This is a genomic window from Pseudomonas sp. NPDC089743, assembly GCF_044748785.1.
In the GTDB taxonomy this organism is placed as follows: Bacteria; Pseudomonadota; Gammaproteobacteria; order Pseudomonadales; family Pseudomonadaceae; genus Aquipseudomonas; species Aquipseudomonas putida_X.
This window is the reverse complement of sequence record NZ_JBIVGS010000002.1, coordinates 235,417-250,320: the sequence shown is the minus strand read 5'-3', so window position 1 is coordinate 250,320 and position 14,904 is coordinate 235,417. Positions and strand designations below refer to the sequence as shown.

The 14,904-nt window shown below is 63.5% G+C and carries 16 protein-coding genes; 4 read left to right on the top strand and 12 right to left on the bottom strand.

Features of this window, described 5'->3' with window-relative positions; all coding sequences use genetic code 11:
• Positions 1-4: 4 nt before the first annotated feature.
• Positions 5-1,480: an MFS transporter gene (locus ACIPZC_RS04590; protein WP_400625143.1), complete on the bottom strand. Its 1,476-nt coding sequence runs from the start codon at positions 1,478-1,480 to the stop codon at positions 5-7.
• 35 nt (positions 1,481-1,515) lie between these two features.
• Positions 1,516-1,749 (bottom strand): hypothetical protein, encoded by a 234-nt coding sequence (locus ACIPZC_RS04585; protein ID WP_400625141.1) that lies wholly within the window; start codon positions 1,747-1,749, stop codon positions 1,516-1,518.
• A 195-nt stretch (positions 1,750-1,944) separates the two neighbouring features.
• On the opposite strand from ACIPZC_RS04585, the gene ACIPZC_RS04580 reads away from it, so the two are divergent.
• Positions 1,945-2,325 carry a termination factor Rho gene (locus tag ACIPZC_RS04580; protein ID WP_400625139.1) on the top strand — a complete coding sequence of 127 codons (381 nt, stop codon included), beginning with the start codon at positions 1,945-1,947 and terminating at the stop codon, positions 2,323-2,325.
• A gap of 13 nt (positions 2,326-2,338) precedes the next feature.
• On the opposite strand, the gene ACIPZC_RS04575 is transcribed toward ACIPZC_RS04580, so the two are convergent.
• From ACIPZC_RS04575 to ACIPZC_RS04550, 6 genes are all read right to left on the bottom strand, one after another.
• On the bottom strand, positions 2,339-3,463 hold the full coding sequence (locus ACIPZC_RS04575) for a mechanosensitive ion channel family protein (protein WP_400625137.1): 1,125 nt from the start codon (positions 3,461-3,463) through the stop codon (positions 2,339-2,341).
• Between the two features lie 176 nt (positions 3,464-3,639).
• Positions 3,640-5,772, bottom strand: coding sequence for a bifunctional mannitol-1-phosphate dehydrogenase/phosphatase (gene mtlD / locus ACIPZC_RS04570; protein ID WP_400625135.1), 2,133 nt, complete (start codon positions 5,770-5,772; stop codon positions 3,640-3,642).
• Between the two features lie 576 nt (positions 5,773-6,348).
• A complete protein-coding gene (locus ACIPZC_RS04565; protein ID WP_349974279.1) occupies positions 6,349-6,816 on the bottom strand; it encodes a DoxX family protein in 468 nt (155 codons plus the stop codon).
• 10 nt (positions 6,817-6,826) lie between these two features.
• The gene (locus tag ACIPZC_RS04560; protein ID WP_400625133.1) at positions 6,827-7,582 is read right to left on the bottom strand and encodes a DNA-binding domain-containing protein; all 756 of its coding nucleotides are present in this window, start codon (positions 7,580-7,582) and stop codon (positions 6,827-6,829) included.
• On the bottom strand, positions 7,579-8,412 hold the full coding sequence (locus tag ACIPZC_RS04555; protein ID WP_400625131.1) for a DUF692 domain-containing protein: 834 nt from the start codon (positions 8,410-8,412) through the stop codon (positions 7,579-7,581). The genes ACIPZC_RS04560 and ACIPZC_RS04555 overlap by 4 nt, the downstream gene beginning before the upstream one ends.
• A gap of 16 nt (positions 8,413-8,428) precedes the next feature.
• Positions 8,429-8,707, bottom strand: a complete 279-nt coding sequence (locus tag ACIPZC_RS04550) for a DUF2282 domain-containing protein (RefSeq protein ID WP_267823175.1) — start codon at positions 8,705-8,707, stop codon at positions 8,429-8,431.
• A gap of 197 nt (positions 8,708-8,904) precedes the next feature.
• Here ACIPZC_RS04550 and ACIPZC_RS04545 point away from each other — a divergent pair, with 197 nt between their 5' ends.
• Together ACIPZC_RS04545 and ACIPZC_RS04540 are read left to right on the top strand one after the other, a co-directional pair.
• Complete coding sequence (locus ACIPZC_RS04545) at positions 8,905-9,489, top strand: sigma-70 family RNA polymerase sigma factor (RefSeq protein WP_400625129.1); 585 nt, start codon at positions 8,905-8,907, stop codon at positions 9,487-9,489.
• A complete protein-coding gene (locus tag ACIPZC_RS04540; RefSeq protein WP_400625127.1) occupies positions 9,479-10,120 on the top strand; it encodes a DUF1109 domain-containing protein in 642 nt (213 codons plus the stop codon). Before ACIPZC_RS04545 ends, ACIPZC_RS04540 begins: the two co-directional genes overlap by 11 nt.
• Before the next feature lie 155 nt (positions 10,121-10,275).
• On the opposite strand, the gene ACIPZC_RS04535 is transcribed toward ACIPZC_RS04540, so the two are convergent.
• The 3 genes from ACIPZC_RS04535 to ACIPZC_RS04525 are packed head-to-tail and all read right to left on the bottom strand — an operon-like array spanning position 10,276 to position 12,916.
• Positions 10,276-10,857 (bottom strand): TetR/AcrR family transcriptional regulator, encoded by a 582-nt coding sequence (locus tag ACIPZC_RS04535; RefSeq protein WP_400625125.1) that lies wholly within the window; start codon positions 10,855-10,857, stop codon positions 10,276-10,278.
• A gap of 12 nt (positions 10,858-10,869) precedes the next feature.
• On the bottom strand, positions 10,870-11,718 hold the full coding sequence (locus ACIPZC_RS04530) for a 3-hydroxybutyryl-CoA dehydrogenase (RefSeq protein ID WP_400625123.1): 849 nt from the start codon (positions 11,716-11,718) through the stop codon (positions 10,870-10,872).
• Between the two features lie 13 nt (positions 11,719-11,731).
• Positions 11,732-12,916 (bottom strand): acetyl-CoA C-acyltransferase family protein, encoded by a 1,185-nt coding sequence (locus ACIPZC_RS04525; RefSeq protein ID WP_400625121.1) that lies wholly within the window; start codon positions 12,914-12,916, stop codon positions 11,732-11,734.
• Between the two features lie 168 nt (positions 12,917-13,084).
• On the opposite strand from ACIPZC_RS04525, the gene ACIPZC_RS04520 reads away from it, so the two are divergent.
• The gene (locus ACIPZC_RS04520; RefSeq protein ID WP_400625119.1) at positions 13,085-14,095 is read left to right on the top strand and encodes an AraC family transcriptional regulator ligand-binding domain-containing protein; all 1,011 of its coding nucleotides are present in this window, start codon (positions 13,085-13,087) and stop codon (positions 14,093-14,095) included.
• 457 nt (positions 14,096-14,552) lie between these two features.
• Here ACIPZC_RS04520 and ACIPZC_RS04515 read toward each other — a convergent pair whose 3' ends face one another.
• Entirely contained in the window at positions 14,553-14,891 is a 339-nt protein-coding gene (locus ACIPZC_RS04515; RefSeq protein WP_400625117.1) for a hypothetical protein, read from the bottom strand.
• Positions 14,892-14,904 lie beyond the last annotated feature (13 nt).

The following is a 14,904-nucleotide window of genomic DNA, read 5'->3' as shown; positions in this document are numbered from 1 at the left end:
TGGGTCAGGTGTCGCTCACTTGCGACAGGGGCCTGGCTACGTGTTCAAGTGGCTGTCGCTCTGCCGCCACGCCCCACAGCGCCTGGGCCAGTGCCGCGATAATCATCAACGCCGCGCCGATCAGGTAGCCGTACAGGACATTCAGGCGCTCGCCGGTCTCGATCAGCGCGCCGAACAAGGTCGGGCCGATCAAGCCACCAAGCCCCGTGCCAAAGGCATAGAATACGGCAATCGCCAGCGCACGGATCTCCAGCGGGAAGGTTTCAGCCACGGTCAGGTAGGCCGAACTGGCGGCTGCCGAGGCAAAAAAGAAAATCACCATCCAGGCGATGGTCTGCTCGGTCACATCGATCAGTTGCTGCTGGAACAGGTAACCGCTGACCGCCAGCAACAGGCCGGACAGCAGGTACGTGGAGCTGATCATGATGCGCCGCCCGACCACGTCGAACAGCCGGCCCAGCAGCAACGGCCCGCAGAAATTGCCCAGGGCGAACGGCAGTATGTACCAGCCCACCTGGGCAGGCGGCACGTCGTAGAAGTCGGTCAGCACCAAGGCATAGGTGAAGAAGATCGCGTTGTAGAAAAAGGCCTGGGCGGTCAGCAGCGTCAGCCCCACCAGTGCCCGCCGCCGGTGCACCCTGAACAGGCTGTGGAACACCTCGCGCAGTGGCGTATGGTCGCGCGCGCGCAGCTGCAGGGCAGGGGTTTGCAGCGGGGGAATGGCGATGCCGCGCTGGTGGTAATGGCGTTCGATACTGGCGACGATGCGTTCGGCCTCTTCAGGCTGGTTGTGAATCATCAACCAGCGTGGGCTTTCGGGTATCCACAGGCGCATCAGCAGGATCAGCAAACCCAGCGCGGCGCCGATGCCGAAACACAGGCGCCAGCCCAGTTCACCGCCAAGCACCGCTGGGTCGAGCAGGATCACTGCGCCCACCGCGCCCAGTGCGGCACCGAGCCAGAACGTACCATTGATGGTCAGGTCGACCCAGCCGCGATAGCGCGCCGGGGTGAATTCCTGGATGGTCGAATTGATGGCGGTGTACTCACCGCCGATGCCGGCCCCGGTGAGAAAGCGAAACAGCAGAAAACTCCACAGGTCCCAGGCGAAGGCCGTGGCCGCCGTTGCGCCGATGTACAGCAACAGCGTAATGAAGAACAGCTTGCGCCGTCCCAGGCGGTCGGTGAGCCAGCCGAACAGCAATGCACCCAGTACGGCACCGGCGATGTAGGCCGCCCCTGCCAGGCCGATCTGGGTATTGGTCATTGCCAGGGCCGGGCTGGCCTTGAGCGCACCCGCCACCGAACCGGCCAAGGTCACTTCAAGGCCGTCGAGCAGCCAGGTGATGCCCAGCGCCATGACCAGCAGGGTATGAAAGCGCGTCCACGGCAGCCGGTCGAGCCGGGCCGGTATGTCGGTGCGGTAGAAGCGCTCCTGCGCACAGGCGCCGGCGGGTGGTTGCAGGGCGTGGGTCGTCATGGCGCGTCCTGTCGGCTGGCGGGTGGGCAGCTCCGTTATCGCCGGTTTTTGGTTTCGACCTCAGCCAGGCGCCGCTTGATGGCCTCGGTCTGCGCCTGCTGTTCCTTGATCGACGTCGGCGTGATCACTTTGTCCACGGCTTCGGTGTCGGGGTCCGGCCGCTCCAGCACAGGGTCGGGCGATGGCTCGCCTTGTTGGGCGTGCTCAGAGGATATCGGGCGAGGGACTTTGTCCGCGCTGTCGCCGTTGTTGCGATCGGTGTGCTTCATGGCTTGCTCCCGCGTGAAGGTATGTCTTTCAAAAGAGCCCATGGGCATGAAAAAGTTTGATTGGCTTCGCTTTGTGCAGGCAACCGAGGCACAGCGGCGTATCAGGCTGAACATCCGCCAGCAAGCCTCGTCCAAACGGATGACGGGCCTTCGCCGCCCAACCCCACCTAGCAAACTGCCGCAGGAGTGAATGCCATGCCACGTGGAGACAAAGCCAAATACACCGAAAAGCAGAAACGCAAGGCTGAGCATATAGAAGAAAGCTACGAGCAGAAGGGGGTCTCCAAGGATGAGGCCGAGGCGCGTGCTTGGGCTACCGTCAACAAGCAGTCTGGGGGTGGCGAGAAAGCTGGCGGCTCAGGCAAGAAGACCACGCCCGGCGAAAAAAGCACCGCGCGTTCCGACTCTGCCAGGCGTGCCGCCAAAACCCGTCAGGGCCATGCCCGCACATCAGGCGCTTCCCTGGAGACCCAGACCAAGGAAAGCCTGATGAAAGAGGCCCGCAGCAAGGACATCAAGGGGCGCTCCAGCATGACCAAGGCACAATTGGTCGAAGCGCTGCGCGGGCTGGGTTGATAGGGGCTGGAGCTCAAGCCTCTCTGAAGCCCCGCTCTTCGATACTGTGGCCGAAGGTCTCGGCCCCTTGCGGCAGCGCTGTGACCTTGATTGCCCGCACGGGTACGGCGAACTTGGCGCCGATCCTGGAGAACCGTTCGAGCAAGCGGAAATTGATGGCCTGCTGAATGTCCATGTAGAGGTTGTAGCCTGGGTCCTTGACGATGTAGACGCACTCGAACTCCAATGCCTCCTTGCCGAAACCGCGCAAGTGGGCGCGGTCGAAGCGTGCCTGGTCCTGCGCCTTGATCGCCTCCTCGACGATGGCCGGGGCTTTTTTCACGGCCTCGGTCGGGGTGTCGTAAGACAGCCCGAACTCAAAGACGATGCGCCGCTCCTGCAAGCGTTTGTAGTTCTGGATGGTGCTGCTGATCATGCTGGCGTTGGCCATGACGATCTGCTCACCGCCCAGGCTGCGGATGCGCGTCGTCTTCAGCCCGACTTGCTCGACGGTGCCGGACAGTGAGCCGATGACGATGAAGTCGCCCACCTCGAATGGCTTGTCCACGGCAATCGCCAGCGAGGCGAACAGGTCGCCGAGGATGTTCTGCACAGCGAGCGCAACGGCAATGCCGCCCACGCCCAGGCTGGCGACGAAGGCGGTGATGTTCACGCCCAGGTTCGACAGCATGGCCAGCAGTACCACCGACCACAACAGCACGCGTGCGCCCCAGCCGGCCAGGGTAGCCAGGGCGCTGCCCTGGTTCAGGCCTGGGGTGCCGTGCCGGGCGAAGTAGCGGCCCAGGCCCAGGCCGATGGCGCGGTTGGCCCACAGGCCGATCTGCAGCGCTGCCACCACGAACCAGAGGCTGCCCACCCGGCTCAGCCAGCGCTCGGGCAGGTCGAGCATGCTCAGGCCCACCAGCACAGAAGCGAGGAACAGCAGGGAGTTACTGGTGCCGGACAGTACTTTGGCCATGACATGGCTCAGCGCACCGTCATGCACGGACCAGCGTTGCACCCGCCTGAGCAGAAAACTGATGGCCGCCCGTGCGGCCACAAAGGTCAGTGCGGCGACCGCGACCGCCAGCAGCAGGTTGAGGATGGAAATACCGAACACAGTGGTGTCGGTGAAAAATTCGATGATGCGATCGTTCATGAGCGATTGGCCTCCTGGTTGCCCTTGAGTGAATTCGCACGTGCAGTGCATCGGACGCCCAGTGGGCGCAAGAGGTCGATCGGATTTTGGTTTTTTGTCGGCGTTTGCAGCCCCCGGGCGCCTGGACGCCTGTGAGATCACGCACTGCCGATCTCACAGGCGACACAAGCCTGGGCTTAATTCACCGCGGACATCACCGCATTCTCTTCCTGCTGCAATTGCCTGAAATTCCCTGCAATGGCCTCGATCAGCGCCGCGTCGGCAACGGGGTCCATCCCTGGGTAAGGCTTGCCGTTGTAATCACCCTTATGGGTCAGCACAGCCTCGACGCATTCACCGTTCTGCTGGTAGATGCGTTTGATGGTCTGCGCTTCGAGGTCCTTGCTGTCGTTGCAACGCAACGCATAGTGAATGCCAAGCGCAGCCCCGAACGCCAGGCCAGGGGTTTCGATGCCGTGCTTGTGGGCAAGGTCGATACTGCTGAGGATGCGCTCGTTGCGCTGAAGTTTGCGCAGTGGGTCGCGCCCGACACGCGAGCAGGGGTCTTTGAACGACGTTTTGCAGCGTTCCAGAAAGGTGCTGGCAAAATCGCGAACCGCCTCTGCCATGTCGGCATTCTCAGCCACCAGTGCCGGTGCGACCTCCTGGCTGATCAAGCGCTCGGCCAGTTCACTGACCCGCTCATCGCCCATGGCCTGGCCAACCCAGTCATAGCCCAGCACGCTTGCATACCAGGCAATGATGGCGTGAGGGCCGTTCCACAGGCGGTTCTTGATGACCTGGATCTGGGCGATGTCAGCGACCGTTTTCACTTGGCGCAGACGCTCCAGCAGGTCACTGCCGCGCTCCACGTACAACGGCATGTCTGGCTCGCTGTTGAACAGGATCAGGTGCAACTGGCTCATCGCGTTGCTCGATTGCGCGAAAGGCCGGAAGCGGCAGATCAGCCGCTCGTATTCAGGTACGGGTGCGGAGGGTTTGCTGACCGGTGCAGGCTCGTCGTCAAGGCTGTTCTGGAACATCTGCGACTTGATGCGCAACTGACGGACCAGGGCCTCGTTGCTGAGTTTGGACACGATGCGGCTGACCACCGTCTCCGCGAAATGGGTTTTTTGCAGGATCTGTTGCGTGATGTCTGGTGCGCACAGCAATTCCAGCTCCGCCTGTACGTGCAAGCGCACGAACGCGGCGCCACCGATCTTGTTCAGCACGATCAGGATGGTGAGGTCACGGCCCCGGCGCTCGAAGCGGCGCAGCAGGCCTTGGGCAATCACCTTGGCCTGTTTGCGGATGGCCTGCTCCGGCAGGCTGAGGCCGACGATTTCTGCCGCGTTGTACATGTCGATCACCGCCTCGGCATCGTCCATGTCGATCATGCGGACATTCTCGATGGTCTGGTCGAACGAGGTGGCGCCGTAGCGCACGCTGTAGCGGCCAAACGCAGAGACGGTTTCGCGGAGCATGCGCGAGCGGGTGGCCGCGATGATTTCACACGGCCGGGTGTAGCCGTCCCAATGGGAAAACACTTGGGTCAGGTAGCCGCCGCCGATGGCGCCGAACCCGTGAATGCCGACACGGAACTGGTTCAGTGACGCTGGAAAGGGCTCCTCGAGCTGCGGCATGCCCAAGTCAGGCACGCATTCGCTTAAGTCGGCGAGGAATTCGGTCATGCTGCGGTAGGCTTTCAGCGCGCCGGCTTTGACTTCAGCGGCCGGCGGCTTGATGTCTTCGATCAGGATCGCCTGGCCTTCGGCACGGATGGCCGAAAGCATGCCGTTTTCCGAGTCTTCGACCATGAAGCACTGGCTCGGCTCGCAGTTGAGGGCGGTGGCGGCGCGCAGGAAGATTTCGGGGTGGGGTTTGCCTTGGCTGACTTCGTCGCCACACACGGTGATGTCGAAATACTTGAGCACATTGGCGTTGATCAAGTACTCCTCGGCAATGGCCCGGCGGCTGGAGGTGGCGACCGCCATGGTCAGGCCAGACTTGCGCAGCCGCTCCAGCACTTCCAGCAAGCCGGCTTTGATCGGCACGCCGTGGTTGCGCACGTACTCCAGTTCAAGCTCATCGGCGCGCTGGCGGATCTGCGCGTACGGGAAGTCGTCACCGTTGTGCACCTTGGCCAGGGCCTCGGCCTTCTTCGCGCTCAGGCCCAGCGAACCGATCAGTGTCTGCTCGCTCAGCGCCTTGCCGGAAATTTCCAGAGACGCTTGTTTGAGCGTCTTGAAGCGCAGGCGCTCGGTGTCGAACATGGTGCCATCCATATCGAAGATGGCGCTGAAAATGCGTTTGCCTTGAAAAAAGATCATTGGCTATTGCCCCTTGTTGAGTCGTGATTCATCTCGGCTTGCACACGGGTACAAGCGAGCGCTGCGAAAAAACGCGGCTTGAGTTGTCAGGTAGGGGGCAGGCGATCGACAGGGCCGCGCACCGGCGCGACGTAGAAGTAAGGGGGGACAGAGCGGGGAGTGCAGAGGATGTCTGCGAGCTTCGAGGCAGCTCGGGCGCCTTGTTTGACTTCACGCCCACTGGCTGCAGATCGGTTTGCAGACAGTGAGCGCAAATAGCGATGGATACGTGTGATTCCTGGCATGGGGTGCTTCGCTTCCTTTGTTTTGACGGGTATTCCTTTTTTACCCTTGCACGTATGCCCGGTCACATGCAACCGGCAAGGGCGCCGCAGCGTGCCATGCGCGGTTCGTTGCCTACCTGTTCAGCCCTGCCTGCTCCCTGAGGATCTGCATCTGCTGGCGATAGTCTGCGGTCACCTGGCGCGCCTGTGGGTCGACACCGCAAGGCTGGAAATCCGCGGCTTGGGGGGCTTCACTGCAAGTGTGTTTCTCACAACACCTTGCCGCTGCCCAACGGTAGCTGGCCGGGTGGGTTCAATGCAGCCTTAGCAATCGGTCCAGTGACAAAGCGCCGGCACCCCGGGCTACCAGCAACAGCAGCAGGCCGGCCCAGGACAGGTGGGTAGGCCAGGCATCCGGGTAGACGAATACCTGGATGACTGCCGTCATGCCTAGCAGGGCAAGGGCCGAAAGCCGGGTGAACAGGCCCAGCACCAGCAGCAGTGGGAACACGTGTTCGGCGTAGGTCGCCAGGTGGGCTGCGAGCCAGGGCGAAAGCAGCGGCAGGGCATACTCGGTGTGGAACAAGTCGTACGTACTGGGGGTGATGCTGAGCAAGCCTTCGACCTTGGTACGGCCTGACAGGAAGAAGATCGCGGCGATACCCAGCCGCGCTATCAGGCACACAGCACTGTCGCTGAGCAGCCGTTGCAGGCCGTCGGCAAGGGTGTTCCAGCGTTGGCGCAGGCCAAGGGGGGGGGCAGGTGGGCGTAGGGTGTCCATGGCCGTTCCTTCATTCGAATGAAAGCGGGAGAAAGACCCGGGCCTGCATCAGGCGACCGAGCAGGCTGGTGAAATCGAGGTCAGGCTGGCGTTGCAGGGCGAGCTGCGAGGCGCCTTCCAGTGAGTGACCGGCCGCGCAGGCATCGAGGAAGGTACAGCCACCGGCCTCGAGTGGCTGATGGTTCACGCCATCCTGGTCGGCGCTCAACAGTGCGCCTTCTGCCACCCAGGGTTGTGACTGGGGCCATGGCAGGCCTTGGCGGCTGCAGCGCCACAGGCTCAGTGCCGGGTGCGCGTCGAACCATTGCCAGCGCACGCTCTGGCGCGGCCGCAGGTGGCTACGGCCCAGGTCACTGGCCGTCATGCCTGCCAGGTCGGTCAGGGCCAGGCAAGGTTGCTCGATGGCGCAGAACACTTCACACCAATGCCAGTCCAGGCGCGCGACGTCAGCCAGGTACGGCAGCCCGTGGCTGGCTTGCCTGTCTTGCAAAAAGGCGGCGAACGTGGCGCCGTAGCGAATCAGCCGCGGGTCGTCGGGTGGCGTGTGCTGTGCGTAGGCCGCCGCCGCTTGCTGCATCCAGTCGGTACCGACCAAGGTTTCGACACTGGGAAAGTTGGCTCGCAATGCGTCCACGCAACCGGCCATCACGGTATTGCGGTAGACCGCGAACGCCGGCTGGCAGGTCAGGCTCTGCAGCAGCGGGGCAGGGCGCTGGCAGAGGGCGTCGATGAAGGCGTCCTGGAACTGGGCAAGGGGCAGGTTCATGGCAAGGCCCCTGCGTGGTCGAGTGCCGCCTGGGCAATGGCCCGTTCGGCAAGCAGTTCGTCGAAGGCCGGCAGGTTGCCGTCGCGCTCGATCAATGTCGGGCGCGCGCCGATGCGCGCGATCAGCCGGCGGTACAACGCCCAGACCGGTTCGGCGATGGCTGCATCATGCGAGTCGATGAGCAGTGCCCCTTGCTCGTCGTGGCTGTGGCCGGCCAGGTGCACTTCGCTGATGGCATGGGCCGGGAAGCGGTCGAGGTAGCCCTGGGCGTCGAAACCCAGATTGTGGGCGCTGACATGAACATTGTTGATGTCCAGCAACAGCGTGCAACCGGTGCGGCGCACCAGTTCGCCGAGAAAGTCGATTTCGTCCAGCGCGTGCCCCTGCAGGTGCAGGTAGTGGCTGGGGTTTTCAATGGCGATGCCACGGCCCAAGGCATCCTGGGTGCGCAGAATGTTGTCGCTGATGCGTACCAGGGCTTCGTGGCTGCGGGGGAACGGCAGCAGGTCGGGGTGATACTGACCACGCCAGGTGGACCAGGCCAGGTGCTCCGAGACCAGCACCGGCTTCACCTGGTCGATCAGCGTGCGCAACCGGCGCAGGTGGGTCGGGTCGGGTTCGGCGTCCGCTGCCAGTGACAGCGCCACCCCGTGCAGCGACAGCGCATGGCGTTCGGCCATGCGCTGCAGCCACGCCAGGCGCGGCCCGCCGACCATGTAGTTCTCTGGATGCACCTCGTACCACAGGCCATCGGCGTTGCAGGCTAAGGCTTGGGCAAAGTGTTCAGCCTTGAGCCCCAGCCCGGCGCCCAGAGAGGCAGTCGAGTTCATGGTCGGCGGCCTCTGCTCAAGACTTGATCGGGGTCAGTGAACCCATGCCGTTAGGCGTCTTGATCGAGGTGCAGGTGCCTGCCGGCACGTTTTTCCAGGCCATGCCGTCGTAGTCTTTTTTGGAGCTGCCTGCGCAACTGGTGCCGGCACCGGCTTTGCAGTCATTCTTGCCGGCCATGGCAACGCCGTAGCATTTCTCCATGGCCGCACCATTGCTGGTGGTATCGGCGGCGGTGGCGACGCTGGCCATGGAAGCGAGGGCCAGGGCGGCAGTGGTAAGGGCGAGGCTATTCATGGGGGTGTCTCCAGAGGATGGGGCCGTGGTGATGTACCAGGCTCATGGACTAGTTCGCGGTGGCCGCTGCTCGGGTTACAGGCACGCGAAAATATTTTCAGGGTGCTGCATCTGACCTGAGCGGGGCGCTGAAAAGCGCAGCAGCGGCTAAGGTTCGATGAAAGAAAAAACTTCAGACGGTGTAACCTTGGCGCCCCATGCAACGAACTAACACTCAAGACACGCTCGGCGCACGCGAGAGGCAGTTGCAGGTTTTGCTGCTGCGCGGGCTGGCGGGTGATGCGCAGGCTTACCGCGAGTTTCTTGCGGCATTGGCGCTGCATGTGCGCGGGTTTCTGCGCCGGCGCCTGTACCAGCGCCCGGCCGAAATCGAAGACGTGCTGCAGGAAGTGTTGCTGGCCGTGCATAACGCACGTCACACCTACCAGCCGCAACAGCCGCTGACGGCGTGGGTTCAGGCAATTGCCCGTTACAAGTTGGCAGATTACCTGCGCCGTTATGCGCGCCACGACGCGTTGCATGACCTGCTGGAGGACGACAGTGGCCTGTTCGCCGTCAGCGAGGAGGCGCCGGCCCAGGCCAGTCGCGACCTTGCCAAGCTGCTGGAGCGGTTGCCGGAGCGCCAGCGTTTGCCGATCGTCCACGTCAAGTTAGAGGGGTTGTCGGTGGAGGAGACTGCGCGCATTACCGGGCTGTCCAGTTCGGCGGTCAAAGTGGGGATACACCGGGGGCTCAAGGCGCTTGCCAGGCTGATTCGAGGCAGTGAAGAGCATGAAGACTGAAGAACTGATTACCCTGCTGGCCGCCGGTGAAGGGCCGGTGGACCGTCACGCGCTGGCACGGCGCCTGGCGCTGGCGTTGCTTGCAGGCACACTGGCTGCGGTGCTGATGACGGTCGCCTTCTATGGCGTGCGTAGCGACCTGGGCGAAGTGGTGCGTACGCCGCTGTTCTGGGCCAAGCTGGCCTTGCCCACCAGCCTGGCGCTGCTCGGGCTGTGGCTGACCCAGCGTCTGGCCAGGCCCGGTGTGCGCGGCGGGATAGCGTGGCAGCTGCTCGGGCTGCCGTTGCTGGTGGTCTGGCTGGGCGCGGCGATCAGCCTGTTCGGGGCTCCGGTCGAAGCCCGTGCCGATTTGATTTTTGGGCGTACCTGGCGCACCTGTGCGCTGAATATCACGCTGCTGTGCGTGCCGGTGTTCATCACCCTGTTCTGGGCATTGCGTGGCCTGGCGCCGACGCGTTTGCGCCAGTCTGGCGCCGCAGCCGGCCTGCTCGCCGGTTCGACCGCAACGGTGGTCTACTGCCTGCACTGCCCGGAAATGCAGGTGCCGTTCTGGGCGACCTGGTACGTGCTGGGGATGTCGGTGCCCACCCTGATCGGAGCAGTGCTTGGTCCGCGTGTGCTGAGGTGGTGAAGAGGTAGCGCCTTGGGTTTGTACGAAAAGTCGCCGAGCGGCGATCAGGCAAGGCGAAAGCCGGCGAGGAAGCGGAGTTTACGGGGTGTAAATGAGCATTCCGAGCCTGCTTTCAACGCAGCATGATCGTCGCGCAGGCACTTTTCGTACAAAGCCTAGCGCAATGCTCGCTCTATCCCCCCCACCAGCAGGCTTTCCATCAAGCCCAACCCCTGGTCCTCAGGCAACGCCTTCAGCATCCCAGGCAACTGGTTGAGCAAGGTCGCCACCACCTGCGCCGTCGCCGCCAATGCCGCGTCGGGGAGTTTCGCCTGTGGTGCGATCAACCGCAGCAACCCGGCCTCATACCGCTTGCGCAACAACGCCAGGCGCGTTTGCTGCGCTTCGCTCAGGCAGCAGAAGTCCCGGGCAGCCAGGCGAAACTGCAGGGGGCGTTCAGCATGCAGTTGCCAGTGCGCTGCAATCAGGCAGGCCAACGCTGACCGCCCGCTCGCCATGGCGCGGCGGCCAGGCTCCAGGGTTGCCTGCAGCTCCTCGTACAACTCTTCGATCAGGTCGTACAGCAAGTCCTGCTTGCTCGGGAAGTGGTGATACAGCGAACCGGCGGTCAAGCCAATGTGTGCCGCCAGTTCGCGCATGCTCACCTGGCCGAAGCCTTTCTCGGCGAACAGCGCCATGGCACGGTCACGCCGCTCTTCAAAATTGGCACAGCGCATCGCGGCGTTGACCGGGGGCATGCTGTCCGCTCCTCAGTAGGTGAAGAAGCCGCGGCCGCTCTTGCGCCCCAGCCAGCCGGCCGCGACCATTTCCTTGAGCAGGGGGGCCGGGCGGTACTTGCTGTCATTGAAGCCCTCATGGAACGCCTCCATGATCGCCAGCAGGGTGTCCAGGCCAATCAGGTCGGCCAGCGCCAGGGGGCCGATAGGCTGGTTGCAACCCAGGCGCATGCCAGTGTCGATGTCCTCGGCACTGGCCAGGCCCTCCTGGCGCACGAAGATCGCTTCGTTGATCATCGGCACCAGAATGCGGTTGACCACGAAGCCCGGGCGGTTACCGGCAGTGATCGGCGTCTTGCCGAGCTTTTCGGTGACCAGTAGCGCCTGGGCATAGGTGCCCTCGCTGGTTTGCAGGCCACGAATGATCTCGACCAGGGCCATCATCGGCACCGGGTTGAAGAAGTGCACGCCGATGAACCGTTCGGGGTGCTCGATGCTGGCCGCCAGTTCGGTCACCGACAGTGACGAGGTGTTGGTGGCGATCAGGCAATCGGGCGCCACGTTGGCAGCCACTTGCTGGAGGATGCGTTGCTTGAGCTGCAGGTTTTCGGTCGCCGCCTCGATCACCAGTTGCGCAGTGCTCAAGCGGGCATAGTCGGTGCTTGTGTGGATGCGCGCTTGCGCTGCGCTGGCGCGCGCTGCATCGAGGGTGCCCTTGTTGACCTGGCGCTCCAGATTTTTGCTCAGGGTGGCTACGCCGCGCGCCAGCGCGGCCTCGGCGACATCCACCAGCAGCACCTGATAGCCGGCCACCGCGCAGACTTGCGCGATGCCGTTGCCCATGGTGCCGGCGCCGATCACGGCGATCTGTTCAATGCTCATGCTGCAAGCCCCCTCAAACGCGCTCGAAGACGACGGCGATGCCCTGGCCGCCACCAATGCACATGGTGGCCAGCGCGTAACGGCCCTGGATGCGTTGCAGTTCATGGATGGCCTTGGTGGCGATGATCGCCCCGGTGGCACCCACGGGGTGGCCGAGGGAAATGCCGGACCCGTTCGGGTTGACCTTCTCGGGGTCGAAATCCAGCGCCTGGGCCACGGCGCAGGCTTGGGCTGCGAAGGCTTCATTGGACTCGATCACGTCCAGGTCGCTGATGTTCAGGCCGGCCTTTTCCAGCGCCTTGCGTGTTGCCGGGATCGGGCCCAGGCCCATCAGCTCCGGTTCGACGCCGGCATGGGCGTAGGCCACCAGGCGCGCCAGCGGCTTGAGCCTCAGGCGGCGTACGGCGTCACCGGTGGCCAGCACCAGGCCGGCAGCCCCGTCGTTGATGCCGCTGGCGTTGCCGGCAGTCACGGTACCGTCTTTCTTGAACACGGTTTTCATGCCGGCCAGCTGCTCGGCGGTCACATCGCCGCGCACGTGTTCGTCAATGGCAAATTCGACGGTGCCTTTGCGGGTTTTCAGCTCTAGCGGCACGATCTGGCTGGCGAAGCGGCCTTCAGCGATGGCGCGGGCAGCGCGGCGTTGGCTGGTCAGGGCCAGTTCATCCTGCATCTGGCGGGTGATGCCATGCTTGGCGGCGACATTTTCAGCGGTGATGCCCATGTGGAAGTGTTCGAACGGGTCCTGCAGCACGCCGACGGTGTAGTCGATGCCTTGCAGGTCGCCCATGCGCGCACCCCAACGGGCCTGCGGCAGCAGGTAAGGGCCACGGCTCATGGACTCGGCACCGCAGGCCATGGCCACATCGGCATCACCAAGCAGCAGGCACTGGGTGGCGGAAACGATGGCCTGAAGGCCCGAACCGCAGAGGCGGTTGACGTTGAACGCCGGGGTTTCCTTGGGGATACCCGCGTTCATCGCGGCGACCCGCGACAGGTAGGCATCGCGTGGTTCGGTAGGGATGACATTACCCATCACCACATGGCCGACCTGCTCAGGGGCTACGCCCGAGCGCTCGAGGGCGGCGCGGCTGATGGCGGTGGCGAGGTCTGCCAGGGGCAGGTCCTTGAGCGAGCCACCAAAACCACCGATGGCGGAACGGACGGCACTGACGACGTAGATTTCTGCGCTGCTCATAGAAGCTCCGATTGCGAAGGCATGGCGGGAGCGGGCCAGGCTCTGCGAGAATGGTTGGCGCTCCCTCGTTGAGTCCGAGTCTAGGCAAAGGCCCTGTGCCAGCCTATGCCGGATCTGTTCAGTCAACCTGGCACTTTTTGCCACTCAGCATAGACAGCGAATAACGCCATGCGCGATAGCGATTCGGTCGCGGTGTACTTTCTCAATGCCATGTTCCATGCCCTGCGCGACCAGCCCGGGGTGCGTGATGCGCATTTGCGTGCGGTGGGCATCGACCCGGCGGTGCTCGACCAGCCGCAGGCCCGGGTACCGGCCAAGGCGTTCGCCCAGCTATGGCTGACGCAGATCCAGCTGCTGGACGATGAGTTCTTTCGCCTGGACAGCCATGGCATGCCGCTGGGCAGCTTTGCCTTGATCTGCCGCGGCCTTATTCAGGAACCGAACCTGGACAAGGCACTGCGCCAATGCCTGGGCAATTTCAGCCTGTTTCTGCGTGACCTGCGGGGCAACCTGACGGTGCGCGCGGGGCGGGCGGTGATCAGTGTGCATTCTGACATTGCCGACCCGTTGACCCGGGTGTATGCCGAGGAGACCTATCTTGTGCTGGTGGTGGGCCTGCTGTGCTGGTTGGCCGGGCGCCGTCTGGCCATCGACCGCACTGAGCTTGCCGTGGCGCGCCCGGCACAGGACGACGACTTGCTGCTGTGGGGCCCGGACTTGCGCCTGGGCAGCGGGCGTACCGAGGTGGAGTTCGACAGTGCCTACTTGCGTTTGCCGGTGGTTCAGGACTTGGCGGGTCTGAAAACTTTCCTGCGGAGTGCGCCGCAGGGGTTGGTCATCCGGTTTCGCAATCAGAATGGGTTGGTGGCGCAGGTGTACCGGTATCTGCGTGCCCGGCGCTATGGGCAATGGCCGACGCTGGCGGCCATGGCGCAGTGGCAGGGTATCAGTGCCAGTACTTTCCGTCGGCAGTTGGAGCGCGAAGGGCGTTCGTATCAGCAGATCAAGGATGAGGTGCGGCGTGCCATGGCGTTCGAGCGGTTGCGGGAGGGGGTGATGAGCATTGCTGAAATTGCCGAGCAGGCGGGGTTTCAGGAGCCTAGTGCGTTTCATCGGGCGTTCAAGAAGTGGACGGGGGAGAGTCCGGGGAGGTATCGGGCTAGGTTGGTTGGGCACTAGGTTAGCGGCAAGCTGCAAGCTGCAAGCTGCAAGCTGCAAGATAGAAGTTGGGGGGCTTTGATTCGGGTGGGCATATCCGGTTGCCATGGTGGCGCTTACTCACCTTTCCGCCCTTACGGCGGGTCCCTTTTTGTCTTGGCAAAAAGGGACCAAAAACCGCCGGCTCCCGTCATCCGGCCCCTACGCTTCGCTTCGGGGTTCCCTCGCTCCGGCCTTGCTCCCGGGAGGACCGCGCTCACGGCCCATCCATGGGCCGAAGCGCTTGACGGGCATCCATGCCCGTCACCTCCCTCCGCAAGACCTGCGCTCGGCCTCCTGAAGTCGCAATTTGCGGTGACTGAGCTACCGCGCGCTTTAAAAGCAAAAGCAAAAGCAAAAGCAAAGGCAAAGGCAAAGGCAAAGGCAAAGTAAGCATTGAGCGACAGCGTTGCGGCGGTGTCGGAGTTGGCTGTTGGCTTCAGAATCGTGCGGTACTTACCGTGATGTACCCTTTGTTTAGCAGCGAAATGCGGATCACGGTCTCGTCGGCGGGGGCTTTGCGTTTTTGCTTGATGGACACACCCTCGACGGCAACGGCGCGGATGCGGTGGGCGATGAGGCGGCCGCAGGCGTCGAAGAACAAGTCGCTGGCCAGCAACTCGATGCGTTCGATCAGCCCTCGCGTGCGCTCGTCGGTGGCACAGAAGAACAGTACGCCCGACAGGTGCGGGTCATCGTCAGGGTTGCTGACATCATGAGCCAGCAGCTCGCGCAGGGTACTGCGCAGCTCGGCAGTGGTGCGGGTGTGTGGATGCATGCGCTGCTTCCTC

Bases quoted from the DNA above. Each gene is read 5' to 3' on its own strand.
- ACIPZC_RS04585 (WP_400625141.1), bottom strand. From the start codon at position 1,749: ATGAAGCACACCGATCGCAACAACGGCGACAGCGCGGACAAAGTCCCT.
- ACIPZC_RS04530 (WP_400625123.1), bottom strand. From the start codon at position 11,718: ATGAGCATTGAACAGATCGCCGTGATCGGCGCCGGCACCATGGGCAAC.
- ACIPZC_RS04580 (WP_400625139.1), top strand. From the start codon at position 1,945: ATGCCACGTGGAGACAAAGCCAAATACACCGAAAAGCAGAAACGCAAG.
- ACIPZC_RS04550 (WP_267823175.1), bottom strand. From the start codon at position 8,707: ATGAATAGCCTCGCCCTTACCACTGCCGCCCTGGCCCTCGCTTCCATG.
- ACIPZC_RS04525 (WP_400625121.1), bottom strand. From the start codon at position 12,916: ATGAGCAGCGCAGAAATCTACGTCGTCAGTGCCGTCCGTTCCGCCATC.
- mtlD (WP_400625135.1), bottom strand. From the start codon at position 5,772: ATGATCTTTTTTCAAGGCAAACGCATTTTCAGCGCCATCTTCGATATG.
- ACIPZC_RS04545 (WP_400625129.1), top strand. From the start codon at position 8,905: ATGCAACGAACTAACACTCAAGACACGCTCGGCGCACGCGAGAGGCAG.
- ACIPZC_RS04540 (WP_400625127.1), top strand. From the start codon at position 9,479: ATGAAGACTGAAGAACTGATTACCCTGCTGGCCGCCGGTGAAGGGCCG.
- ACIPZC_RS04565 (WP_349974279.1), bottom strand. From the start codon at position 6,816: ATGGACACCCTACGCCCACCTGCCCCCCCCCTTGGCCTGCGCCAACGC.
- ACIPZC_RS04575 (WP_400625137.1), bottom strand. From the start codon at position 3,463: ATGAACGATCGCATCATCGAATTTTTCACCGACACCACTGTGTTCGGT.
- ACIPZC_RS04535 (WP_400625125.1), bottom strand. From the start codon at position 10,857: ATGCCCCCGGTCAACGCCGCGATGCGCTGTGCCAATTTTGAAGAGCGG.
- ACIPZC_RS04555 (WP_400625131.1), bottom strand. From the start codon at position 8,412: ATGAACTCGACTGCCTCTCTGGGCGCCGGGCTGGGGCTCAAGGCTGAA.
- ACIPZC_RS04560 (WP_400625133.1), bottom strand. From the start codon at position 7,582: ATGAACCTGCCCCTTGCCCAGTTCCAGGACGCCTTCATCGACGCCCTC.
- ACIPZC_RS04515 (WP_400625117.1), bottom strand. From the start codon at position 14,891: ATGCATCCACACACCCGCACCACTGCCGAGCTGCGCAGTACCCTGCGC.
- ACIPZC_RS04520 (WP_400625119.1), top strand. From the start codon at position 13,085: ATGCGCGATAGCGATTCGGTCGCGGTGTACTTTCTCAATGCCATGTTC.
- ACIPZC_RS04590 (WP_400625143.1), bottom strand. From the start codon at position 1,480: ATGACGACCCACGCCCTGCAACCACCCGCCGGCGCCTGTGCGCAGGAG.